At 73.1% G+C, this 22,366-nt stretch carries 19 protein-coding genes and 5 tRNA genes; 14 read left to right on the top strand and 10 right to left on the bottom strand.

Going from position 1 to position 22,366, the window contains the following annotated elements:
* Window positions 1-109 precede the first annotated feature (109 nt).
* Complete coding sequence (locus ACFV61_RS05515) at window positions 110-1,858, bottom strand: LCP family protein (protein ID WP_380490256.1); 1,749 nt, start codon at window positions 1,856-1,858, stop codon at window positions 110-112.
* A 465-nt stretch (window positions 1,859-2,323) separates the two neighbouring features.
* Between ACFV61_RS05515 and ACFV61_RS05510 the strand changes: the two genes are divergently transcribed.
* Window positions 2,324-3,406, top strand: coding sequence for an acyl-CoA desaturase (locus ACFV61_RS05510; RefSeq protein WP_063348321.1), 1,083 nt, complete (start codon window positions 2,324-2,326; stop codon window positions 3,404-3,406).
* A 128-nt stretch (window positions 3,407-3,534) separates the two neighbouring features.
* Here ACFV61_RS05510 and ACFV61_RS05505 read toward each other — a convergent pair.
* Together ACFV61_RS05505 and ACFV61_RS05500 are read right to left on the bottom strand one after the other, a co-directional pair.
* Window positions 3,535-3,607: transfer RNA gene (locus tag ACFV61_RS05505), tRNA-Lys, on the bottom strand.
* Between the two features lie 37 nt (window positions 3,608-3,644).
* Window positions 3,645-4,400, bottom strand: a complete 756-nt coding sequence (locus ACFV61_RS05500) for a DNA polymerase beta superfamily protein (RefSeq protein WP_380490254.1) — start codon at window positions 4,398-4,400, stop codon at window positions 3,645-3,647.
* A gap of 165 nt (window positions 4,401-4,565) precedes the next feature.
* On the opposite strand from ACFV61_RS05500, the gene ACFV61_RS05495 reads away from it, so the two are divergent.
* The 4 genes from ACFV61_RS05495 (at window position 4,566) to ACFV61_RS05480 (ending at window position 7,817) form a co-directional block, all read left to right on the top strand.
* Window positions 4,566-5,330 (top strand): SDR family oxidoreductase, encoded by a 765-nt coding sequence (locus ACFV61_RS05495; RefSeq protein WP_380490252.1) that lies wholly within the window; start codon window positions 4,566-4,568, stop codon window positions 5,328-5,330.
* 55 nt (window positions 5,331-5,385) lie between these two features.
* The gene (locus ACFV61_RS05490; protein ID WP_380490250.1) at window positions 5,386-6,081 is read left to right on the top strand and encodes a tyrosine-protein phosphatase; all 696 of its coding nucleotides are present in this window, start codon (window positions 5,386-5,388) and stop codon (window positions 6,079-6,081) included.
* A 177-nt stretch (window positions 6,082-6,258) separates the two neighbouring features.
* Entirely contained in the window at window positions 6,259-7,353 is a 1,095-nt protein-coding gene (locus ACFV61_RS05485; protein WP_380490248.1) for a hypothetical protein, read from the top strand.
* A gap of 128 nt (window positions 7,354-7,481) precedes the next feature.
* Window positions 7,482-7,817: a hypothetical protein gene (locus ACFV61_RS05480; protein ID WP_063348325.1), complete on the top strand. Its 336-nt coding sequence runs from the start codon at window positions 7,482-7,484 to the stop codon at window positions 7,815-7,817.
* Window positions 7,818-7,902: 85 nt separating this feature from the next.
* On the opposite strand, the gene ACFV61_RS05475 is transcribed toward ACFV61_RS05480, so the two are convergent.
* From ACFV61_RS05475 to crcB (ACFV61_RS05455), 5 genes are all read right to left on the bottom strand, one after another.
* Complete coding sequence (locus ACFV61_RS05475) at window positions 7,903-8,769, bottom strand: TIGR02452 family protein (RefSeq protein WP_380490246.1); 867 nt, start codon at window positions 8,767-8,769, stop codon at window positions 7,903-7,905.
* Between the two features lie 205 nt (window positions 8,770-8,974).
* The gene (locus ACFV61_RS05470) at window positions 8,975-11,317 is read right to left on the bottom strand and encodes a DEAD/DEAH box helicase (RefSeq protein WP_380424680.1); all 2,343 of its coding nucleotides are present in this window, start codon (window positions 11,315-11,317) and stop codon (window positions 8,975-8,977) included.
* 1,070 nt (window positions 11,318-12,387) lie between these two features.
* Entirely contained in the window at window positions 12,388-12,762 is a 375-nt protein-coding gene (crcB, locus tag ACFV61_RS05465) for a fluoride efflux transporter CrcB (RefSeq protein WP_063348328.1), read from the bottom strand.
* The gene (locus ACFV61_RS05460) at window positions 12,759-13,109 is read right to left on the bottom strand and encodes a DUF190 domain-containing protein (RefSeq protein ID WP_063348329.1); all 351 of its coding nucleotides are present in this window, start codon (window positions 13,107-13,109) and stop codon (window positions 12,759-12,761) included. Before ACFV61_RS05460 ends, crcB (ACFV61_RS05465) begins: the two co-directional genes overlap by 4 nt.
* Window positions 13,106-13,603, bottom strand: coding sequence for a fluoride efflux transporter CrcB (gene crcB / locus ACFV61_RS05455; RefSeq protein WP_380490244.1), 498 nt, complete (start codon window positions 13,601-13,603; stop codon window positions 13,106-13,108). Before crcB (ACFV61_RS05455) ends, ACFV61_RS05460 begins: the two co-directional genes overlap by 4 nt.
* A gap of 70 nt (window positions 13,604-13,673) precedes the next feature.
* Here crcB (ACFV61_RS05455) and ACFV61_RS05450 point away from each other — a divergent pair, with 70 nt between their 5' ends.
* The 7 genes from ACFV61_RS05450 to ACFV61_RS05420 all read left to right on the top strand — a co-directional run bounded on the left by ACFV61_RS05450 (window position 13,674) and on the right by ACFV61_RS05420 (window position 16,233).
* Window positions 13,674-14,015, top strand: a complete 342-nt coding sequence (locus tag ACFV61_RS05450; RefSeq protein ID WP_063348331.1) for a metallopeptidase family protein — start codon at window positions 13,674-13,676, stop codon at window positions 14,013-14,015.
* Window positions 14,016-14,142: 127 nt separating this feature from the next.
* Window positions 14,143-14,215, top strand: a tRNA-Glu gene (locus ACFV61_RS05445).
* Window positions 14,216-14,269: 54 nt separating this feature from the next.
* Window positions 14,270-14,343, top strand: a tRNA-Asp gene (locus tag ACFV61_RS05440).
* Between the two features lie 27 nt (window positions 14,344-14,370).
* Window positions 14,371-14,444 (top strand) — tRNA-Phe (locus ACFV61_RS05435).
* Between the two features lie 186 nt (window positions 14,445-14,630).
* A complete protein-coding gene (locus tag ACFV61_RS05430) occupies window positions 14,631-15,047 on the top strand; it encodes a prevent-host-death protein (protein WP_363376862.1) in 417 nt (138 codons plus the stop codon).
* Complete coding sequence (locus ACFV61_RS05425; protein ID WP_380373560.1) at window positions 15,044-15,469, top strand: cytotoxic translational repressor of toxin-antitoxin stability system; 426 nt, start codon at window positions 15,044-15,046, stop codon at window positions 15,467-15,469. The genes ACFV61_RS05430 and ACFV61_RS05425 overlap by 4 nt, the downstream gene beginning before the upstream one ends.
* Before the next feature lie 218 nt (window positions 15,470-15,687).
* Window positions 15,688-16,233 carry a Uma2 family endonuclease gene (locus tag ACFV61_RS05420; RefSeq protein ID WP_380490242.1) on the top strand — a complete coding sequence of 182 codons (546 nt, stop codon included), beginning with the start codon at window positions 15,688-15,690 and terminating at the stop codon, window positions 16,231-16,233.
* 124 nt (window positions 16,234-16,357) lie between these two features.
* Here the strand turns inward: ACFV61_RS05420 and ACFV61_RS05415 are convergent, their stop codons facing one another.
* Both ACFV61_RS05415 and ACFV61_RS05410 read right to left on the bottom strand, forming a co-directional pair.
* Window positions 16,358-17,401, bottom strand: a complete 1,044-nt coding sequence (locus ACFV61_RS05415) for a hypothetical protein (RefSeq protein ID WP_380490240.1) — start codon at window positions 17,399-17,401, stop codon at window positions 16,358-16,360.
* Window positions 17,398-17,928 carry a SigE family RNA polymerase sigma factor gene (locus ACFV61_RS05410; protein ID WP_063348334.1) on the bottom strand — a complete coding sequence of 177 codons (531 nt, stop codon included), beginning with the start codon at window positions 17,926-17,928 and terminating at the stop codon, window positions 17,398-17,400. The genes ACFV61_RS05415 and ACFV61_RS05410 overlap by 4 nt, the downstream gene beginning before the upstream one ends.
* Before the next feature lie 187 nt (window positions 17,929-18,115).
* On the opposite strand from ACFV61_RS05410, the gene hrpA reads away from it, so the two are divergent.
* Window positions 18,116-22,102: an ATP-dependent RNA helicase HrpA gene (gene hrpA / locus ACFV61_RS05405; protein WP_380490239.1), complete on the top strand. Its 3,987-nt coding sequence runs from the start codon at window positions 18,116-18,118 to the stop codon at window positions 22,100-22,102.
* 118 nt (window positions 22,103-22,220) lie between these two features.
* A tRNA-Asp gene (locus ACFV61_RS05400) sits at window positions 22,221-22,294 on the top strand.
* The last annotated feature ends 72 nt before the right edge of the window (window positions 22,295-22,366 follow it).

Below are 22,366 nucleotides of genomic sequence, written 5' to 3'. Positions count from 1 at the left end.
TCCCCCGCCCCCACTGCCAACCCCCCGGGGCCCGCGCGCCCGGGCCGGCGCGGGCCCGGGGGTCGTCCCCACGGCTCGGGTGCGGTCAGCCCCCACGGCTCGGGTGCGGTCAGCCGCCGCTGCCGTAGGTGGTGTTCGCGCAGATGTCGTCGTCCGCCGAGCGGGCGTCGTTGGTGACGGTGGTCGGCAGCGGCGCCGGGGGCGCCGGGGTGCCGTTCGCGGCCGCGCCGCCCGCCCCGGCGGCCGGGCCGGTGGCGCCGCCGCCGTTGGCCGCCGAGAAGTCCTTGCCGACGATCAGGGTCACGCCCGCCGAGTTGCCGGCCTCGACGCTGGCGCCCGGGAACAGCGCGGCGACCTTGTCGGCGTTCGCCTTCTGCCCGGAGCCGTACTCGATCATGGTGGTCTTGTACTTGGTGCTCGCCGCCTGGCCCGCCGTGGTGGCGACGAACTTGGCGGCCTTCAGCTGCGCGGTCGCCTTGCCGGCCAGGCCGTTCTCGGTCGTCCCGTTGTAGACCGCCACCTTGATCGACGAGTTGCCGGCGTCCGCGGCCGGCGCGGCGGGCGCGCTGGGCCCGGCCGACTGCGACGCGGCCGGTGCGCTCGGGCTGGCGGCGGCATCCGGCTGCTGGCCGGTGGCGTTCTGCCCGTCGATGGTCTGGTCGGCCTTGAGGGTCTCCCAGAGCTTGTTGGCGTCCGGCTGGACCAGGTCGAGGTCCTTGTCCTGGGTGCGGTAACGCCAGGGCGCCGTCACGAACTTGAGGTCGTGCATGTCGATGTTCTTGAGCGACAGCCCGAAGGAGAGCAGCTTGTCCGCGGAGGCCAGCCCCGGGTCGACCACCAGCGACTTGGTCGCGGCGTCGGCCAGCGGCAGCAGGTTGGTGGGGCTCAGCCCGTCCTTCTTGACCTTGCTCGCGAGCGAGCTGAGGAAGGCCTGCTGGCGCTTCATCCGGCCGATGTCGGAGCCGTCGCCGATGCCGTGCCGCAGGCGCACGTAGTCCAGCGCCTGCTGGCCCTGCACGGTCTGCTTGCCCTGCGGCAGGACGAGGTCGCCCTTCCTGTGCAGGTTGGGGTTGACGTCGCCCTCGTAGATGGCCTTCGGCAGGCAGACGTCGACACCGTTCACGGCCTTGGTCATCGCGGAGAAGCCGTTGAAGTCGACCACGATGGTGTGGTCGACCCGGATCCCGGTGAGCTTCTCCACCGTGTTCTGGGCGCAGGCCGGGTTGCCGCCGTCGCTGCCGCCGACCGAGAAGGCCGCGTTGAACAGGTCGCTGGACGCCCCCTTGGTCCACTTGCCGTTGGGCAGCTTGCAGGGCGGGATCGGGACCTTCGCGTTGCGCGGGATCGAGATGCCCACGGCGTGCTTGTGGTCGGCGTAGACGTGCAGCAGGATCGTGGTGTCCGAGCGGGCGCCGCCGTCCTCGCCGCCGCCGAGGTCCGAGTTGTTGCCGCCGCGGCTGTCCGAGCCGATCAGCAGGACGTTGACCGGCTTGTTGCCGTCCGCGTCGGCCTGCGCCTCCGGCGGGCGGTCGGTGGCTATCGCGTCGCCGTCGAAGGACTTGATGTTGGCGTTCAGCTTGAAGTAGATCGCCCCGCCGGCGCCCGCGATCAGCACCAGCACGCCGGCCGCCGACCAGGCGACGATCTTCTTCACGTTCTTCTTGGGCTTGCGGCTGTTGCGCGCCGCCGCCCGGCCGCCGCCGGCCGCCGCCGCCTCAGGCCTGCCGCCGTCCTTGCCCGCGCCCCGACCGCCGTCCTTGCCCGCGTCCTTGCCGCCGTCCTTGCCAGCGCGGCCAGCGCCCTTGCCCTGGGCGGCGCGTCGGGCCTCCGCCCGGCCGCCGGTACGCGGCGGCGGCACGGACCCATCGCTCCCCGTCGTGAGCGCGCCGGGTGCGTTCTCCCCCCGAGCCGGGCCCTCGCCCCACTGACCTGACATGCGCGTACCTTTCACCGACGGAAGCGACGCCCCGGACGATCTGGCGCACCGCACACAGGGAGACGGTCGGGACCGTTCCCAGGTTGCACATACGAACATCGGTACAAACCGATGAACGTGGCTTCCGATCATATTTAGGCCCGACGCGGTCACCGACCTCCGGTCCACCACCAACCCCGGCCACCACGGCGCAAGCTCGCCACAGAACGCCCGAAACCAGCCGATTACGACGTGACCTACGCCACCTCTCCCCGCCCCAGCGGCACCATCCGGCACCACGCGCCGCACGTCCGCCGCCGCCCGGGACGGTCCGGGGGTTATCCTCACCCCGCCCCAGGGGGATGCCCCCGTTTCTCAAGGCCCGTTCGCTAGACCAGACTCAGCACCATGACCACCGATACCGCGGGGACGCCGACCGCGAAAACCCGGCCGCAGCCGCCCGCCGGACCACCGGACACCGCCCCGCCCGGAACCGGCGGGAGCGACTTCGCCCAACTGCTCGGCCGGATCAGCGCCGAGGCCCTGCTCGACCGACGCCCGGTCTACTACACCGTCCGCGCGGGCCTCGTCCTCGCCGCGTTCCTCGGCGGCTGGTGGGCCATGTTCGCCCTCGGCGACACCTGGCTCCAACTCGGCCTGGCCGCCGCGATGTCCATCGTCTTCGCCCAACTCGGACTGATGGCCCACGACCTGGCGCACCGCCAGGTGTTCACCGGGCGCCGCGCCGGCGAGATCGGCGGCCGCATCGTCGCCAACCTCCTGATGGGCATGAGCTACGGCTGGTGGATGAACAAGCACACCCGCCACCACGCCAACCCCAACCACGAGGAGCGGGACCCGGACGTCTCCCCCGACCTCGTCGTCTGGTCCCAGGACCAGGCCAGGAGGGCCAGCGGAATCGCCCGCTTCATCGGCCGCCGCCAGGCGTTCCTCTTCTTCCCGCTGCTCCTGCTCGAAGGCCTCAACCTCAGCTACAACAGCTTCCGCGCGCTGCGCAGCCCGATCATGAAGCGCCCGTACCTGGAGGGCTTCCTGCTGGTCGCCCACTTCGCCGCCTACCTCGGGCTGGTCTTCGCCGCCCTCCCGGTCGGCAAGGCCTTCGCCTTCCTCGCCGTCCACCAGGCGCTGCTCGGCGTCTACTTGGGCTGCGTCTTCGCCCCCAACCACAAGGGCATGCTGATGGTGACGCCCGGCATGCGGCTCGACTTCCTCCGCCGCCAGGTCCTCACCTCCCGCAACGTCCGCGGCGGCTACTTCATCGACGCCCTGATGGGCGGCCTCAACTACCAGGTCGAGCACCACCTCTTCCCCAGCATGCCCACCCCGGCCCTGCGCCGCGCCGCCGTCCTCACCCGCGACTTCTGCGCCGAGAAGGAGATCGCCTACTACGAGACCGGCCTCTTCCGCTCGTACCGCGAGATCCTCACCCACCTCCACCAGACCGGCGCCCCGATCCGCGCCGCGGGCTGACCCGCCCACGACCCACACCACACCGCGGCACCCCGGCTACTCGACCAGCCGGGGTGCCGCAGTGCGTTCACCGGTCGCGGACATGCAAAAGGCCAGGTCAGAGGGTTTCTGACCTGGCCTCGGTTCGGTGGGCCACCAGGGGCTCGAACCCTGAACCTACGGATTAAAAGTCCGCAGCTCTGCCAATTGAGCTAGTGGCCCGTGGCCCTCGTCCCGGTTGGGGAGGGCCACCGTGATCCTACCCGGTGGGGCGCAGGGCTCCGCCAGCGGATTGCGCGGGCGCGCCGGGGGCGGGGGGCGGAGCGTAGTGGGCGGCGCGGACGCGGCGGAGCCAGGATTCGGCGGGGCGCGGGTCCGGGGCGACGGGGAGGACGCCGGGGCGGGCCAGGCGATCGGCGGCGTCGGCGAGCAGGGACTCGGCGACGGCGGGGCGGTCGGCGATGCGTTCGCCGAGGTCGCGGACGTGTCCGGGGTCGGCGAGGCGGACCAGGTTGTGGCCGGTCTCGTGCAGCCGGACGGCCTGCGCGACCAGCCGGACCAGGTGCCGGGCGTGCTTGGCGGCCCGGCCGCGGGTGACCGGGTCGGTGGTGTCGCGGGTCAGCAGTTTGCGGAACTGCTGCTCTGCGTAACCGAGATAGGCCTTCCGGACGGCCGATTCGCTGAGGAAACTCGAGCGGATCTCGACCAGTTCGGCACCGAGCGGAGTGCGGATCTCGTACAGGTCGTCCGGCAGCCAGACGAGCTCGGAGGCGGTCGGGTTGCAGGACAGCGCCAGACGGCACCACTTGGCGGCCTCGTGCAGGGTGACGTCGGGCCCGGTGGTGACGTGCGACTCGGCCGGGCGGTGCAGACCGTGCAGCTCCTCGGTGGGGGCGGCGTACAGGCCGAGCCGGTCGACGTCGGAGCCGGCGTGGGCGAAGCCGTACGCGGTGGAGCCGACCACGCCGGCGAGCAGGACGGTGCCGGGGACGGCGGGTGCGGGTGCGTCGGGCATCGTCGGTCTCCTCTCGACCGGCAGGCTGGCAGGCTGGCAGGACGGTGCCGGCGGTGAGGGTGATGGCGGCGCCGCTACCGCATCCTCGCCGGTCCGGGCCGCTCCGGGCGAACGATTTCCGCGCCGGGGCCCACCCCGGCCGGTCCGCCGGGTAGCGTACCGACCATGTCGACCACCATCCCCGACGACGGCGTCCTGATCGTCACCGGCGCCGGCCGCGGCATCGGCGCCGCCACCGCCCTGCTCGCGGCCCGGCGCGGCTACCGGGTCTGCGTCAACTACCGCACGGACGAGGCCTCGGCCACCGCCGTGGTGGACGCCGTCCGGGCCGAGGGCGGCACCGCACTCGCCGTCCGGGCCGACGTCACCCGCACCGCCGAGGTGGAGCGGCTGTTCACCACCGTGGACGCCGAACTCGGGCTGCTCACCGGCCTGGTGAACAACGCCGGCACGCTGGAGAAGCAGTGCCGGCTGGAGGACATCGACGAGGACCGGCTGAACCGGATCTGGGCCGCCAACATCACCGGCCCGTTCCTGTGCGCGGCCCAGGCCGTCCGCCGGATGTCCACCCGGCACGGCGGCCGCGGCGGTGCCATCGTCAACGTGTCCTCGGCCGCCTCGCGGATCGGCTCGCCCAACGAGTACGTCGACTACGCGGCCGCCAAGGGCGCCGTCGACTCGATGACCCGCGGCCTCGCCCTGGAGGTCGCCGCCGAGGGGATCCGGGTCAACGCCGTCCGCCCCGGCCTGATCCACACCGACATCCACGCCCTCGGCGGCGAGCCCGGCCGGGTCGACCGGGTCGCCCCCGGACTGCCGATGCGGCGCGGCGGACGGGCGGAGGAGGTCGCCGAGGCGATCCTCTTCCTGCTCTCCCCCGCCGCCTCGTACACCACCAACGCGTTCCTGGACGTCTCCGGCGGGCGCTGAAAGGTTCCCTCCGGTTTCCTTCCGCCGGCCCGCCCGCCGCCCGTACCGTGGGGCCATGACCGACGCCTTCATCGACATCCCCGGTGTGCGCAACTTCCGTGACGCGGGCGGGATCGGCGCCCTGCGGCGGGGCGTGCTCTACCGCTCCGGCTCCTTCCACACCCTCACCGACGAGGGCGCCCGGCGCCTCAAGGCCCTCGGCCTGCGCACCGTCCTCGACCTGCGCAGTCCGGTCGAGCTGGAGGTCTGGCCCGACCTGCGGCACGGCCTCGACCACGAGGCCCTCAACCTGCCGACCCTGCCCGCCAACCGCGAGGACGTCGACCAGCCCTGGCCCGAGGACCAGGCGGCGCTCTACCCCTTCATGGCCCGGACCGCCGGCCCGTCCCTCGCCGCCGTCGTCCGCCGCCTCGCCGCCCCCGGCGCGCTGCCCGCCCTCGTGCACTGCGCCGTCGGCAAGGACCGCACCGGCCTGACCATCGCCGTCCTGCAGTCCCTGCTCGGCGCCTCGGAGGCCGACGTCACCGCCGACTTCCTGCTCTCCAACGTCGGCCTCGGCCTCGACCGAGGCCCCACCCCCTACGTCGACGAGACCGGCACCGAACGCGTCTCCCGCCCCGTCACCGCCGAACTCCTCGCCTCCGCCCTGGGCTGGATCCACACCCGGCACTCCTCCCTCCCCGCCTACCTCCGTGCCCACGGCGTCACCGACGAGGAGCTGACCGCCCTGCGCGCCAACCTGTCGGCCTGACCGGCCCGGGGACGCACCTGTTCCTGGCCTTCGAAGCACCACCACTGGGCGGGCGGGCCGGTGTCCTCCCCCTGGTGGACGGCGGGGTCGGGGGCGGTGCGGCGCGAAGGCCGCGGCCCGGCAGCCGACCCGGCACCCGCCACCGGGCCCGCCCGCAGCGCCGCCTATGCTGCGGCGGTGTCTTCCGACCATGATGCGCCGCACCGTCAGCAGCCCACCCTCCTGGAGGCGGTGGTCGGGCTGGAGGCGGTGGCCGCCGCCGGGGACGACGACCGCTTCGGCCCCGCCCTGGCGCTGGTGGGCGGGCTGTTCGGGTCGGCCGGTCCGGCCGAGGCCGCCGCAGCCGGCCCCCGGCTGGCCGCGCTGCTGCCGGGCGCCCCGCCGTTCCCCCGGGCGCACCTGGCGATGGTCGTGGGCGCCTGCGTGGAGAACGGCGCCGACCCGGTCGGCTGCGCGGGCCCGGTGCTGGCAGGCCTGCGCGGGGCGCTGACCGGCACGCAGCGGCTGACGCGGCGGTGGGCGCAGACCGGCGGCGGACCGCTGCCGGACCCTGAGGGCGACGACCCGGTCGAGGCGCACGACCGGGTCGCGGATCCGGCACACCTGGACGCGTGGCACGCGCACCTGGCCGTGGTCGGCTGGTGGACGCTGCACCTGTGGCAGCGGGCCGCCTGGGCCGTGTACGCGCACCCGCCGGTGCGCCGCGAGGCGCGCACCTCGGGCGTGACGGACGTGCTGCTGGAGCTGTTCGAGCGGTACGACGGCGGGCGGCACGACTTCAAGGGCCTGGCGCACCTGGCGCTGGTCCTCGACGACGAGCCGCTGCTGGTGCTGGACCGCCCCACCGGCACCGGCTACCTGCTGCGCATGGACGGGCTGGGCGACACCTTCCAACTGCACACCCTGCTCGCCGAGGTGCTGATCGGCGGCGGCCACCTGCCGGGCACCCGGCCGGACCCGGAGGTGGTGGCGCTGGCCCGTACCTCGGTCCCGGACGACCGCCGGGTGGTCGCGACCGGCGCGTTCAACCTGGTCGCCCCGGACGGCTCGTGGCCGTGGAACGAGGGGACGCCCAGCGACATCCCGGTGGTCGACGGCGTGCGCACCCTGGTGCTGGAACCGCCGCCGTACGAGCGCAGTTGGTCCGCCGGGCGGCTCCTCCAGGAGGTCCCGGGGGACCTGCGGCTGGAACGGGTGCTGCCCCCGGCGGAGGCCGCGCAGCGGCTGGCCCGCACGGTGCCGGCGCAGCCCGCCGAACCGGCGTTCCGGTAACGGGCCCGAGGGAGGCCCGAAAGCGGCGGGGCCCGACGGCGGGGAGGCCCGGACGGGCGCGGGGCGGGCGGGCTATGGTCGGAAGCCGGAACAGGAAGTCGGGACAACCTCTACGAGTGGAGTCGACGATGGCGAAGGTCCCCAACGTGCTCTCGGCCGCCGCGCCCGCCGCGCTGACCGCGGCGAGCGGCCTGGTGGGCGGTTACGGCGTCGCCCGCTGGAGCGGCCGGCGCGAACTGGGCGGCGCGGTGCTGGCGGTGGCCGGTGCCGGGGCGGCCGCGCAGTGGCACCGCAGCTCGGGCGCGGCCACCGCGGCGGCGCTGACCGGCCTGTACGTGGCGGCGTTCGGCGGCTCGCATCCGCTGGCGAAGAAGATCGGCGCCTGGCCGTCGGTCTTCGCCGTCACCGGTGTGGTCGCGGCGGCCTCGACGGCCGCGACGGCGCTGGCCGCCCGCAAGCGGTAGCGGCACCCGGCGCGAGCCGTGCATCGGCCCGCTCACCGGCCTCGGCGGCCTCACCGGCGGCACCCGGCGGCACCCGGCGGCGGCCTCAGCGCACCGCCGCGCCGGGCTGCGCCGCCCCGCCGAACCGCGCCTCGAACGCGGCCCGGTTCGCCGAGACCGGTGAGCGGTCCCAGACCGCGAACACCACCTGTTCGAAGGCCGCCCCGTACCGGGAGAGCGCGCCCTCGAAGGCCTCGGCGACCTGGGCCGGGTCGTTGCGGAACACCCCGCAGCCCCAGGCCCCGAGCACCAGCGTGCGGACCTCGTGCCGGGCCGCCGCCGCGAGCACCCGGACGGCCCGCTCGGCGAGCACGCCCCGGACGTCCACGTCGGCCGAGCGCCGTTCCAGCTGGCCCGCGTTGGGTGCGGGCGAGGTCAGGAAGGTGACCGGGTACGGCCGCGCCAGCAGGTCGCCGCCCCGGCCGCGGATCACCGGTACGTCGGGCGAGACGATCACCCGGTGGCTGTACCGGAGGTCGGTGGAGGCACGGTGCGCCTCGTAGTAGTCCGGCGCCTCCAGCAGGCAGGTGTAGAGCAGCGCGCTGCGGCACAGGTCCTCCTCCTGGGCGCGGGCGCCGCGCAGGTAGCCGCCGCCGGGGTTGCGCGCGGAGGCGAAGTTGAGCACCCCGACCGGGCCAGCCCCGCCCTCGACCAGGCGCCGGGCGGCCTCGATGCTGCCTTCGGCCGTCACCTCCACCGCCCCGACGGGCCCACCGGGCCGACCCGGCCCGGGCCCCGGGCCCCCGCCCCGCAGCAGCGCGTCCAGCGCCGGCGGCGCGTACGACACCGTGCCGGCCCTGGCGGCCGCCAACTGCTCCCCCACCGTGACGAGTTCGCCACCGGCCGCCCGGTAGCTCCCCCGCTCGGCGATCTCCTCGTTCACCCGGGCCACGTCATGCAGTCTGCTGCTCATGTCCGGGACGCTACGGGACTTCCGCCGGGCCGCGCCACAGGTTATTCTCAGCCGCAGAACAACACCTCGGGGGCGCGAGGGGTACCGGGGGAGGTACCCGGGGGATATCGGGGGAACGCGACGGGCCCGCTCCAGTGCATGGAGCGGGCCCGTCGTGTGTGTTCAGCTGTTCAGCTGCCGGTGGTCAACCACCGGCCGTACGGCGTCAGTTCTTCCAGCGCGGCTTGCGGTCGTCGCGGTTGAAGCCACCGGAACGGTCGCGGTCGAAGCCGCCCGAGCGGGCGCCGCCACGGTCGTCGCGGTCACGGCCGAAGCCACCACCGGAGGCCTGCGGACGGCCGCCGGAGCGGTGGTCGTCACGACGCGCGAACGGACGGTTGTTGCTGCCGCCGCGCTCGTCACGGTCCCGGCCGAAGGACGGGCGGTCACCGAAGGTGCGGGCCGGACGGTCGCCGAAGGAGCGGCCGCCGCGGTCGTCGCGGTCACGGTTGAAGCCACCGGAACGGTCGCGGTCGAAGCCACCACCGGTGCGGGCCGGACGGTCGCCGAAGGAACGGCCGCCGCGGTCGTCACGGTCACGGTTGAAACCGCCCGAGCGGGCGCCGCCACGGTCGTCACGGTCACCGAAGGAACGGCCACCACGGTCGTCACGGTCACGGTTGAAACCGCCCGAGCGGGCGCCGCCACGGTCGTCACGGTCACCGAAGGAACGGCCGCCACGGTCGTCACGGTCACGGTTGAAGCCACCGGAACGGCCACCACGGTCATCGCGGTCGCGGTTGAAGCCACCCGAGCGGCCACCACGGTCGTCACGGTCACCGAAGGAACGGCCACCACGGTCGTCACGGTCACGGTTGAAGCCACCGGAACGGCCACCACGGTCGTCACGGTCGCGGTTGAAGGCCGGACGCTCGGTGCGCGCCTCGCGGTACGAAGTCGTGCGCTCCTCGGCCTGCGGCGCGGCGGCCGGAGCCGGCACCTCGGTGGCCGGGGTCTCCGCAGCGGCCTCGTCGCCCGCCTCGGCGGCCGGGGCCTCGTCCTCAATGCCCAGCTCGGCCCGCTCGCGGGCGGCCCGCGCGGCCAGGCGGTCGGCCTCCTCGCGCAGCTCGGTGGTGCGGCGCTGCGCGCGCTCCAGCTGGCGGGTCATGTCGGCGAGCTCGCGCTCGGCGGCACCGGCGATGCCGGCCGCGCTCTCGGCCTGGACCTCGATCAGCGAACGGGCGCCGGTGATCTTGGCGACCTCGGCGTCGAAGGCGTGGTCGAGGATGTGGCGCGAGGCGTCGACGCCCGCGTCCTCCATCAGGCGGAAGACGCCGCGGCGCTGGTGCGGCAGCACCAGGGTGACGACGGCGCCGGAGCGCCCGGCCCGGGCGGTGCGGCCGGAGCGGTGCAGGTAGTCCTTGTGGTCGCCGGCCGGGTCCACGTTGAGGACCAGGTCGATGCCGTCGACGTGGATGCCGCGGGCGGCGACGTCGGTGGCGACGACGACGTTGACGTAGCCGTCCTTGAAGTCGCCGAGGACACGGGTACGGGCGCCCTGGGTCATCCCGCCGTGCAGCGCGTCGGCCTTCACGCCGGCCTCGATGAGCTGCTCGGCGACGCGGTCGGCGCCCATCTGGGTGCGGACGAAGATGATCGTGCGGCCCTTGCGGGCGGCGATCGCGTTGGTGATCGGCGCCTTGTCCTTGGGCTTCACCACGAGGATGTGGTGGGTCATGGTGGTGACCGCGCCGGCCGACGGGTCGACCTCGTGGGTGACCGGGTTCTTCAGGTAGCGCTTGACCAGGGTGTCGATCTCGTTCTCCAGGGTGGCGGAGAACAGCAGGCGCTGGCCACCGGCCGGCACCTGGTCGAGGATCTCGGTGACCTCGGGCAGGAAGCCCATGTCGGCCATCTGGTCGGCCTCGTCGAGCACGACGGTCCGGACGTCGGCCAGCTTGGCGCTGCCGCGGTTCAGCAGGTCGCGCAGACGGCCGGGGGTGGCGACCAGGACGTCGACGCCGCGCTCCAGCGCGTAGATCTGGTTCGACATCGAGGTGCCGCCGCAGACGACCTTGAGCTTGAGGCCGAGCACCGAGCCGAACGGCTCCAGGGCGTCGGCCACCTGCATGGCCAGCTCGCGGGTCGGGACGAGGATCAGGCCGCGCGGGTGCTTGGGCTTGGTGCGCTCGCCGTCGGCGAGGCGGGTCAGCAGCGGCAGGCCGAAGCTGAGGGTCTTGCCGGAGCCGGTACGGCCACGGCCCAGCACGTCCTTGCCGGCCAGGGCGTCCGGGATGGTCGCGGCCTGGATCGGGAACGGGGTGGTGACACCGCGCTTGGCGAGGGCGCGCACGACGTCGTCGTGCAGGCCCAGGTCGCCGAAGGTGATGGTGGGCTCGGCGGGCTCCTCGGCCTCGACGGCGTCGGCGTTCAGCTCGACGTCGGCGTCGGTGGGCTCGACGGCCTCAACGGCCTCGACGGTGTCGGTGAGGGTGTCGGCGGTGTCGGTGACATCGGCGGCGGCCTCGCTCGCGGGCATGGCGAAGCGGGCGTCGTCAACGAGAGACATGTAAAACCTTCCGGAAGTGGCACGCGCCAAAGTCCGGGGGTTCTGTTTCACAACCGCCTCTATGCGGTCAGCCACGGATCGCCGGAACGCGCCAAGGGCGCCAGATGGGAATAGGGCGCCAGTCAAATGAATCAAACGAACGATCTACCACCATAGACGAACCTCGGGATCAGAGGCAAATGCCCTGGCCAGACCGCTAATGCCCACCCGCATGCGGGCTCGGGGCCGAGGAACCGGAGTTACCGGCCGAGGGCTCCGGGGTCGATGGGACGGTCGCGGCCGGTGAGGTGTGCTCGGGCTCGGGGGACGTCGAGGGGCGGCTGCTCGGCGTGGCCGACGGCGTGCCCGCCGTACCGCCGGAGCGGCCCTCACCGGTGCCGCCGGCCCCTCCCGCGCCCCCGGTACCCGCCGCACCGCCGGTACCGGCCGACGCGCCGCCGCCCGGCCGGGGCGCGGGGCTGGCACTCACGCCCCCCGCCGAACCGTTCGCGCCGGTGCCGGCCGGCGCGGGGTCCACGGCGGGCGCCCCCGGCACCGGGACCACGCCGGCGGCCGCGCCGTTCACGCCGGGCGCCACCTCGCCCGCCGCCGTGGCCGTCGCCCCGGCCGGCGCGTTCTCGCCCTGCAAGCCCCCCGGACGCTCCGGGCGCCCGGACGCACTCCCCGGATGCGCGCCGCTCGGCGAGGCCGACGGCCCGCTCGTCACCCCCGGCTTGCCCGCCGGACCGACCTGCCCGACCGGCGCCACCCCGCGCTTCACCTCCGCCTCCGGACCGACCGACATGCACCCCGTCAGCCCCAGCCCGGCCACCGCCAGCACCGCCGCCGCACGCACCGAAGCCGTACGCGCCGAAACCGCACGCGCCGAAGCCGTACGCACCACCGCCCGAACCGCCCGCACCGAAGCCACCGAGCTCCCTCTCCACCGCCCCACCCGGGCCGCCCACTGCTCGCGCGGCCGCTTTTCGGTGCCCAACGCGCACCCGCCCCGACGGGACACGGGCAGCGCGCCAGGAAGCGCCTGGGCCGCCTCCGCCACAGCCCGCCGAACCGGCAGACCGGCGGCCTGCTCAGCCCCAGAACGCCGAGGCCAGCCCCGCCCCCGCGTACACCGCGGCCAGCCCCACCACCACGCTGCCCACCACGTTCGCCAGCGCGTACCGCCCCGCCCCGGTCTCGACCAGCCGCAGCGTCTCGTACGAGAAGGTCGAGTACGTGGTCAGCGCCCCGCACAGCCCCGTCCCCAGCAGCACCTGGACCTGCGGGGACGCGGCCCCCGCCGCCACCGCCCCGGTCACCAGGCCGAGCACCATGCAGCCGACCGCGTTCACCGCGAACGTCCCCCAGGGGAACACCGAGTCGTGCCGGGCCTGCACCGCCCGGTCGGTCAGGTACCGCAGCGGCGCGCCGACCACCGCGCCCGCCACCACCAGCAGCCAGTTCACCCCGAAGCCCCTTCCCGCCCCACGTACCTGACCACTTCGCAGCGGTCCAGCAGCACCAAGCCCTCCGCCACCAGCCCGTCCAACTGCGGCAGGAACGCCCGCACCCGCTCCTCCTCGTCCACGATCACCACCGCCACCGGCAGGTCCTCGCTCAGCGACAGCAGCCGCGCCGTGTGCACCAGCGACGACGCCCCGAACCCCTCGATCCCCCGGAACACGCTCGCCCCGGCCAGCCCCGCCGCCCGCGCCCGGTGCACGATCTCGCTGTACAGCGGCCGGTGGTGCCAGCGGTCGTTCTCCCCCACCAGCACGGTCAGCCGCAGCGCCGGCCCGCTCAACCTGCTCACCGCACGCCCCCGCCACCACGGGCGATCAGACGGCGCGTCAGCCCGGCCGCCACCCACACCGCGCCGAGCGCGCCCAGCAGCGTCAGCCCCAGGTACGCCAGCCCGAGCCCGAGCCGCCCCTCCTCCACCAGCCGCCGGATGTCCACCGCGTACGTCGAGAAGGTGGTGAAGCCGCCCAGCACCCCGGTCCCGAAGAACGGCCGCAGCAGCGGGTGCGCCGGACGCCCCTCGGTGATCACCACCAGGAACACCCCGATCACCGCGCACCCGACCACGTTGATCAGCAGCGTCGTCCACGGGAACGCCGCCGGCCCGTTCGCCCAGGCCAGCCCGGCGCCGTACCGCGCCACCGACCCGATCGCCCCGCCCACCGCGATCACCGCCACGGCCGGCCCCTGCCCGCGCCACACCGGCGGCCGCCTCCGGGCGGCCGCCCCCTCGTCCACCGGCCGGGTCCGCGCCGGGCCGTCCACCGTGCCGTCCGAGGTCGCCATAACCCCATCAAACACCGGCTCCCGCCGTCTGGCACAGCGTCACTCCAGACCCGACAATGAACCGGTGGAGATGACCCGGGACGAGTTCGAGACGCTGGTCAGCGACGCCCTCGACCAGATTCCCCCGCAGCTCGCGGCCATGATGGACAACGTCGCCGTCTTCGTCGAGGACGAGCCCGACCCCGCCGACCCGGAACTCCTCGGCCTCTACGAGGGCACCCCGCTCACCGAACGCGGCGAGTGGTACGCGGGCGTCCTGCCCGACCGGATCCTCATCTACCGCGGCCCCACCCTCCGGCACTGCGAGACCCACGACCAGGTCGTCGCCGAAGTCCGCACCACGGTCATCCACGAGGTCGCCCACCACTTCGGCTTCGACGACCACGAACTCGACGAACTCGGCTGGTCCTGACCCCCGCCCCAAGCGGCCCTCGGGCGGCCCCCCACCCACCCGGCCGAAACCCGTTTTGGCGATCCGCCCTGCATCCCATATGCTTCTCGACGTCCCCGAACGCTGGGAACAGCGGGACAGGCCGCAAGCCCTCATCGTCTAGTGGCCCAGGACGCCGCCCTTTCAAGGCGGTAGCACGGGTTCGAATCCCGTTGGGGGCACGCAGTACCGTAGTAAAAGCAGTGCCGCAAGACCTTAGTGGGAAACCACTACAAGGTCCCGTGGAGCAGTTGGTTAGCTCGCCACCCTGTCAAGGTGGAGGTCGCGGGTTCAAGTCCCGTCGGGATCGCTCGTCTCGCAAGAGATGGTGCAGTACGGCCAGGTAGCTCAGTTGGTACGAGCGTCCGCCTGAAAAGCGGAAGGTCGCCGGTTCGACCCCGGCCCTGGCCACAACGTATGACCAGGCATTATGCCCCCGAAGCAGCTCGCTTCGGGGGCATTTTCGCGTTGTTTGACGCCAACGGCACAGCCGACGGTCACCACCCTCCCGCATGACGTCAAGTACGTTAAGTACTTGACGTACTTGACGTACTTCACCGGCCGCGCGACCCTGGTTCTCGGACGAGGAGGCTTCCCATGACAGCAGTCCACTACGAGAGCTACACCGAAGCCCGAGCGCACCTGAAGGATCTGCTGGACGCAGCGGGGCAAGGCCGGATCGCGACCGTTCGCCGGGACACCGGCTACGCGGCCGTAGTCGACGCAGGGCGGCTACGCCGCGCCCTCACGCTGTTGTGCCCCTCCAAGGCCGAGGTGGTCGCCGAGGGCGGTGGCTGGTCGGTGTTCTTCCCCGGCCTGCCGGTCGCAGCGGACGGCGGCACGTTCGACGAGGCCATCGACGAGATGATCGACGCGCTCCGCGAGTATGCGGAGGACTGGCAGGACCGACTGCTGAGCGCTCCGAACCATCGCGACAACTGGGGCCTGGTTCAGCTGATCGGTCTCAGCGACGACGCACAACTCCGTGATTGGCTGCTCGGAGTCGCGAAGTGACCTGGCCCCAGCCGACACGCGAACGGCACGAGCAGTTCTGCAAGGTTGAAGGCTGGGAACGCGTACGTGACGCGCGCGGCCGCACCGGCACCCACCACGTCACCTACGAATTCGGGCTCCCCGATGGGCGGATCCTGCGTACTCGGGTGTCGCATCCGGTCGACCGCACCGTGTACGGCGCGGGCATGTGGGCGCACGTCCTCCGCGACCAGCTGGATGTGACAGAGGATGTCTTCTGGCCGTGCGTCCTGGACGGCGCGCTTCCCGATCGAGGCGCGCCCGAGCCACCACGCGAGGCGCTTCCCGCAGATCTGGTCCACATGCTGATCAACCGTGTCGGACTCACCGAGAACCAGGTCGCCGAGCTGAACAAGGCCCAGGCGATCGCGCGACTCCAGCAGTTCTGGACCGAGGGCCACTGACACCAGTTGCCGGGTCGCCGCCTGGGCCGCTGCGGCTTCCGGCCCCCGCAGATCTCGAAGTCCATCGCACACCTTGAACTGGGGTGTTGCGACGACCGTTGGAACCCAAGATTTCGCTGCGGGGCTTCCGCCGTTCCGGGGGCCCGGGGCCTGGGGCCGGGCGCCGACTACGCTGGGTGCCGGACACCGGTGGATTCGGTTCGGGAGGCGTCGCACTCATGGCCCCGGAACACTTCGAGCTTCTGGAAGAGGCCCGCAGGAGCCTGCCCGACGGCTTCAAGGTGGAGCTCTCCGGTGACACCATCACCATGATGGTGAGCCCCTCGGGGATCCACCAGCGCAACCTGCTGGTGGTGCGCCGGCAGTTCGACGCCCACACCCCGGCCTGGCTGCTGCCGAGCGAGAACACCGATCTGATCTCGCCCAACGTCGGGAAGAGCCGCAATCCCGACCTGACGTACCTTCCGGACGACGCGCTGGCCACCACCGACAACCAGGTGCCCGCCGAGCTGGCCGCGATCGCGGTCGAGCTGGTCTCGCCCTCCAACCCCGAGAACGACTGGGTCGGGAAGGTGCGGGACTACCCGCTGATGGGGATTCCGCTGTACCTCCTGGTCGACGCGCGGGAGAAGACCGTCACCCTCTTCAGCAGGCCGGACGGCGCCCGGTACCACCGGCGCGAGGACATCGCGTTCGGCGAGACGATGCGCGTTCCGGAGCCCTTCGGTTTCGAGCTGGTCACCGGCGACCTGCTGCCCTGCTGATCTCGGGCGGCTCCCCTCGCGTCAGCTCGCGCCGGGAGTCCGGTCCCCGCCGCCCTCGACCACGAGCAGCCGGGGGGTGATCGTGGGGGCGAGGGCGGTCAGGCCGGCACGGCGCCGGGAGGGTTCAGTAGGAGCGGAACCAGCTGGCGTCGGTGCCCAGCACGGAGCCGTCCGCCGCGTAGTACGTGAACGTGCGGGCCTGGGCGCCCGGCTTCCTGGCGATCGCGTACCAGCGCGTCGGGGAGTCCCCGAGGGCGACCGGCGCCGACTCGCTGACGCCGCCGGTGTCCCAGGTGACCACGATCTTCGCGACCCGGGGCCGGACCCCGGCGATCACCACCGGTGAGGCGCCCAGCTCCCCGCCCTTGAACCCGAGCATCGTCCCTCCTCCGGAGGTGGCCCGGTCGATGATCGCCCCGTCCGGCACCCCCGGGGCGGGGGTGTCGTGCATCGCGTCGTCGACCTGGCGCTGCCCGTCCACGGTGGCGTAGAGGTTCACCAGGTCCACGTCCGGGCGCCAGCTCCGGTCGATGTCCGCCCGGGTGGTCTCCGGCAGTTGCGGGATGGCCGCGTGCCGGTCCTCCCAGATCAGCCGGGCCTGTCGGAGGGCGTCCTCCTTGGTGGCGGCCGCCGGCCAGAACGCGGCCCACGCCTGCCACTGCCTGCCGTTCGTGGTGCCGTGGCCGACCACGACCCGGACCGGGGTGAACGGATCCCGCGCGGGAGCGGTCGGTGTCGCGGTGGTGCCCGCGGCAGCCCCGGTGGCCCCGGCAGCCTCCGCGGCGGTGACGGTCGAGGCGTCCGCCACCACCGCCCCCGCGTCGGCCGCGTTGCCCGGCCCCCGCCCCCGCCCGAGCCCGCCGAGCGCCGTCCCCCCGACGACGGCCGCCGCGACCAGCACCGCCACCGCCCCGCTGGTCAGCAGCCGCCGGCGCCGCAGCCGGCGCCGCCCCCCGGCGACCAGCCGGTCGTACGGGACGGCCCCGATCTCGACGCTTCCGGCCAGCTCGCCCAGGACGCGCGCCGCCGCGGCCTCGGCGCCGGCCGCGCCCCCGGCCCCCGCCCCGACCGTGTCCTCGCCGCCCGCACCGCCCACGTTGCCCATGGCGCCCTCGCCGCCCGCACCGCCCTCGCCGCCCACGTTGCCCACGTTGCCCTCGTTGCTCATCTTCCGCCTCCGATGCTCGCCAGCCCGTTGAGTGAGGAGGCCTCCCGCAGCTTGGCCAGGCCCCTGGCCGCCTGGCTCTTCACCGTCCCGACCGAGCAGCCCATCGCCGCGGCGGTCTGGGTCTCGGTGAGGTCCTCCCAGTACCGCAGCACGACGGCCTGCCGCTGCCGGGGCGGCAGCGTGCCGAGGGCCGTGAGCAGCGCCGCCCGTTCGTCCAGCCGCGCGTAGCCGTCGGGGCCCTCGGGTGCGGCCCGGTCGGGGACGGCGGTGACCAGGTCCTCGGCCGCTCGGCGGCGGAACCGCCGGGCGTGCTCGTTGATCAGGATCCGGCGCACGTAGGCGTGCGGGTCGTCGGCCGCCCGGACCCGGCTCCAGGCGACGTACGCCCGCTCCAGGGCCTGCTGGACCAGGTCCTCGGCGGTGTGCCTGTCCCCCGCGAGCAGGTACGCCGTCCTGAGCAGCCGCGTCCACGCGCTGCCGGTGAACGCGCGGAACTCCTCGTCCCTCGCGGTCTTCTGGGCTCCCATGAGCACCTCCTCAACCCCCAGAGCCCGAAACCGCCGCGAACCGTTGCCTGGCCCGGCCCGGAGCCGTCCGGCCCGACGCCACCGGCACCCGGGCCCGCCGTTCGCGCTCGGCCGCCGGTGGCTGTGACACTGGAGAGGCTCGAAAACCGAGGTGCGCGCCGCCGTACCTCCTTGCGAACCTAGAGGGATGCCCGCAGTGAGTTCTCCCGCAGTCCAGTCCGCCCCCGCACCCGCCGAGGGTCCCGGTATCGGTGAGCTGGCCGCCCGCCTGCCCGAGCTGACCCTGCGCGACCAGGTGCGGATCGGGCGCCGACTGGAGGGGGCCCGTCGGGTCCGCAAGCCCGAGGCCCGGCAGAAGGTCGCCGCCCAGATCGCCGCCGACATCGACCGCGCCGAGCTGCTGGTCGAGCAGCGCCGCGGTGCCGTCCCACCGATCAGCTATCCCGCCGAGCTGCCGGTCAGCCAGAAGAAGGACGAGATCCTGGCGGCCATCCGGGACCACCAGGTGGTGATCGTCGCGGGTGAGACCGGCTCCGGCAAGACCACCCAGATCCCGAAGATCTGTCTGGAGCTGGGCCGCGGCGTGCGCGGTCTGGTCGGCCACACCCAGCCGCGCCGGATCGCCGCCCGTACGGTCGCCGAGCGGGTCGCGGAGGAGCTGCGCACCCCGCTGGGCGAGGCGGTCGGCTGGAAGGTCCGATTCACCGACCAGGTCGGCCAGGACACCCTGGTCAAGCTGATGACGGACGGCATCCTGCTCGCGGAGATCCAGACCGACCGCGAACTGCTCCAGTACGACACCCTGATCATCGACGAGGCGCACGAACGCAGCCTCAACATCGACTTCATCCTCGGCTACGTCAAGCAGCTGCTCCCGCGCCGACCGGACCTCAAGGTCGTGATCACCTCCGCGACCATCGACCCGCAGCGCTTCGCCCGGCACTTCAACGACGCCCCGATCGTCGAGGTCTCCGGCCGCACCTACCCGGTGGAGGTCCGGTACCGCCCGCTCGTCGACGACCTGGACGAGGACGACGACGCGACGGACGCCGACCGCGACCGGGACCAGATCCAGGCGATCTGCGAAGCGGCCCAGGAGCTCCAGGCCGAGGGCCCGGGCGACATCCTGGTCTTCCTCTCCGGCGAGCGCGAGATCCGCGACACCGCCGACGCCCTGGACAAGCTGAAACTCAAGTCCACCGAGGTCCTGCCGCTGTACGCCCGGCTGAGCTCGGCCGAGCAGCACCGGGTGTTCCAGCGCTCCGGCAGCCGCCGGATCGTCCTCGCCACCAACGTCGCCGAGACCAGCCTCACCGTCCCCGGCATCAAGTACGTGATCGACCCGGGCACCGCCCGGATCTCCCGCTACAGCCACCGCACCAAGGTGCAGCGGCTGCCGATCGAGGCGGTCAGCCAGGCCAGCGCCAACCAGCGCAAGGGCCGCTGCGGCCGCACCTCCGACGGCATCTGCATCCGGCTGTACTCGGAGGAGGACTTCCTCTCCCGCCCCGAGTTCACCGACGCCGAGATCCTGCGCACCAACCTGGCCTCGGTGATCCTGCAGATGACGGCGGCGGGCCTCGGCGACATCGCCGCCTTCCCGTTCCTGGACCCGCCGGACTCCCGCAACATCAAGGACGGCGTGCACCTGCTGCACGAGCTGGGCGCGCTGGACCCGGACGAGAAGGACCCGCGCAAGCGCCTCACCGCGCTCGGCCGCCAACTGGCCCAGCTCCCGGTGGACCCGCGGATGGCCCGGATGGTGCTGGAGGCCGACAAGAACGGCTGCGTGCGCGACGTGATGGTGATCGCCGCCGCGCTGTCCATCCAGGACCCGCGCGAGCGCCCCGCCGAGAAGCGCCAGGCCGCCGACGAGCGGCACCGCCGGTTCAACTCGGAGACCTCCGACTTCCTGTCCTACCTGGCGATGTGGCGCTACGTCCGGGAGCAGCAGCGCGAGCTGTCCTCCTCGGCCTTCCGCCGGATGTGCAAGGCGGAGTTCCTCAACTACCTGCGGATACGGGAGTGGCAGGACATCTACACCCAGCTGCGCACGGTCGCCAAGCAGTTGGGCGTCACCATCGAGGAGCCGCACGAGGACGCCGAGCCGAACGCCGACCGGATCCACCAGTCGCTGCTGGCCGGCCTGCTCTCCCACATCGGCCTGTTCGACGTGGAGAAGCGCGAGTACGGCGGCGCGCGCGGCGCCCGGTTCGCGGTGTTCCCGGGCTCGGGCCTGTTCAAGAAGCCGCCGCGCTGGGTGATGTCGGCCGAGCTGGTGGAGACGTCCCGGCTGTGGGCGCGGATCAACGCCAAGATCGAGCCGGAGTGGGTGGAGCCGCTGGCCGGCCACCTGATCAAGCGGACGTACAGCGAGCCGCACTGGGAGAAGAAGGCCGGAGCCGTCCTGGCGTACGAGCGGGTGACGCTCTACGGGATGCCGGTCGTCGCCCAGCGCAAGGTCAACTACGGGCGGATCGACCCGGAGCTGTGCCGCGAGCTGTTCATCCGCAACGCGCTGGTCGAGGGCGACTGGGAGACCCACCACCGGTTCTTCGCCGAGAACCGCAAGCTGCTCGGCGAGGTCGAGGAGCTGGAGAACCGGGCCCGGCGCCGGGACATCCTGGTCGACGACCAGACCCTGTTCGAGTTCTACGACGCCCGGCTGCCGGAGGACGTGGTCTCCACCCGGCACTTCGACTCCTGGTGGAAGACGGCCCGGCACGAGCAGCCGGACCTGCTCAACTTCGAGAAGTCGATGCTGATCAACGACTCCGCGGACGGCGTCACGGAGGCCGACTACCCGGACCACTGGCAGCAGGGCAAGCTGCGCTTCCAGCTGACCTACCAGTTCGAACCGGGCAGCGACGCGGACGGCGTGACCGTCCACATCCCGCTGCCGGTGCTCAACCAGGTCACCGCGGAGGGCTTCGACTGGCAGATCCCGGGCCTGCGGACGGAGCTGGTCACCGCGTACATCAAGTCGCTGCCGAAGGCGATCCGGCGCAACTTCGTGCCGGCGCCGGACTTCGCGAAGGCGGCGCTGCGCGCGGTGAAGGACCGCCAGGAGCCGTTGCTGCCGTCCCTGGAGCACGCCCTCAAGCGCCTGACGGCCATCACCGTGCCGCCGGAGGCCTGGGACGACGAGCGGGTGCCGGACCACCTCAAGGTGACCTTCCGGGTGGTGGACGGCCGCCGCAAGCTCGCCGAGTCCAAGGACCTGGAGGAGCTGCGGCTGCGGCTCAAGCCGAAGCTCAAGGAGACGCTGTCCTCGGCGGCCTCCGGCCAGGGCATCGAGCAGGGCGGGCTGACCGCCTGGCCGGGCGGCCTGCCCGTGCTCCAGCGCACCTTCGAACAGCGCTCGCGCGGCCATTCGCTGCGCGCCTACCCGGCCCTGGTGGACGAGGGGGAGTCGGTCGGCGTGAAGCTGTTCGACACCCCGCAGGCGCAGACGCAGTCGATGTGGGCGGGCACCCGCCGGCTGCTGATGCTGACCACCACCTCCCCGGCCAAGTCGATCCAGGGCCGGCTGGGCAACCAGGCGAAGCTGGCGCTCTCGCACAACCCGCACGGCTCGGTGAACGCCCTCTTCGAGGACGTGGTGGCCTGTGCGACGGACCGGCTGATGACCCTGGCCGGCGGACCGGCCTGGGACGAGGCGGCCTTCGGCACGCTGCACGACAAGGTGCGGGCGGACCTGTACGACCTGTCCGCGGACACCACGCTGAAGACGGCCACCGCGCTGATCGCCTTCCACAAGGCCTCGACCCGGCTGAAGTCGGTGAGCAGCCCGGTGCTGCTGAACGCGGTGAACGACATCCGGCTGCACCTGGCCTCCCTGGTGCACCCGGGCTTCGTCACGGACACCGGCTGGCAGCGGCTGCCGGACCTCAAGCGCTACCTGCTGGCGGTGGACCGCCGGCTGGAGGCGCTGCCCAACCACCCGCAGCGGGACGCCCAGCAGCTGCTGAAGGTCCAGCAGGTGCAGCGGGAGTACGGGGAGCTGCTGGCGGCGGTGCCGGCCGGCCGGCAGCCGTCCGCGGAGGTGCTGGCGATCCGCTGGATGATCGAGGAGTTGCGGGTCAGCTTCTTCGCCCAGTCGCTGGGCACACCGAGCCCGGTGTCGGAGAAGCGGATCACCAAGGCGATGGAGGCTGCCAGGGCCACGCTCTGAGCTGGGCGGCGGCCTCCTCGGGGGCCCTCAGGTGCCAGTTCGACCTGGGGGCCCACCATGGGCTACAGTCTGTCTTGTTCGCAGCGCGGCAAGCGAGTGAACGAGATCAGGAAACTCTGGTCCCGTGGAGCAGTTGGTTAGCTCGCCACCCTGTCAAGGTGGAGGTCGCGGGTTCAAGTCCCGTCGGGATCGCCGCAGTGGGGGGGGGGGGGCGGCCCCCCGCGGGGCGGCGGGCCGGGGGAGGGGGGCGCGGAGGGGGCGAGA

Source organism: Kitasatospora sp. NPDC059817 (assembly GCF_042731835.1).
Taxonomy (GTDB): Bacteria; Actinomycetota; Actinomycetes; order Streptomycetales; family Streptomycetaceae; genus Kitasatospora.
The sequence above is the reverse complement of the archived record's forward strand: the minus strand, read 5'-3'. Positions and strand labels throughout refer to the sequence as shown.

Bases quoted from the DNA above. Each gene is read 5' to 3' on its own strand.
- ACFV61_RS05495 (WP_380490252.1), top strand. From the start codon at position 4,566: ATGTCGACCACCATCCCCGACGACGGCGTCCTGATCGTCACCGGCGCC.
- ACFV61_RS05450 (WP_063348331.1), top strand. From the start codon at position 13,674: ATGACCCGGGACGAGTTCGAGACGCTGGTCAGCGACGCCCTCGACCAG.
- hrpA (WP_380490239.1), top strand. From the start codon at position 18,116: ATGCCCGCAGTGAGTTCTCCCGCAGTCCAGTCCGCCCCCGCACCCGCC.
- ACFV61_RS05410 (WP_063348334.1), bottom strand. From the start codon at position 17,928: ATGGGAGCCCAGAAGACCGCGAGGGACGAGGAGTTCCGCGCGTTCACC.
- ACFV61_RS05500 (WP_380490254.1), bottom strand. From the start codon at position 4,400: ATGCCCGACGCACCCGCACCCGCCGTCCCCGGCACCGTCCTGCTCGCC.
- ACFV61_RS05430 (WP_363376862.1), top strand. From the start codon at position 14,631: ATGACAGCAGTCCACTACGAGAGCTACACCGAAGCCCGAGCGCACCTG.
- crcB (WP_380490244.1), bottom strand. From the start codon at position 13,603: ATGGCGACCTCGGACGGCACGGTGGACGGCCCGGCGCGGACCCGGCCG.
- ACFV61_RS05480 (WP_063348325.1), top strand. From the start codon at position 7,482: ATGGCGAAGGTCCCCAACGTGCTCTCGGCCGCCGCGCCCGCCGCGCTG.
- ACFV61_RS05475 (WP_380490246.1), bottom strand. From the start codon at position 8,769: ATGAGCAGCAGACTGCATGACGTGGCCCGGGTGAACGAGGAGATCGCC.
- ACFV61_RS05470 (WP_380424680.1), bottom strand. From the start codon at position 11,317: ATGTCTCTCGTTGACGACGCCCGCTTCGCCATGCCCGCGAGCGAGGCC.
- ACFV61_RS05420 (WP_380490242.1), top strand. From the start codon at position 15,688: ATGGCCCCGGAACACTTCGAGCTTCTGGAAGAGGCCCGCAGGAGCCTG.
- ACFV61_RS05415 (WP_380490240.1), bottom strand. From the start codon at position 17,401: ATGAGCAACGAGGGCAACGTGGGCAACGTGGGCGGCGAGGGCGGTGCG.
- ACFV61_RS05510 (WP_063348321.1), top strand. From the start codon at position 2,324: ATGACCACCGATACCGCGGGGACGCCGACCGCGAAAACCCGGCCGCAG.
- ACFV61_RS05490 (WP_380490250.1), top strand. From the start codon at position 5,386: ATGACCGACGCCTTCATCGACATCCCCGGTGTGCGCAACTTCCGTGAC.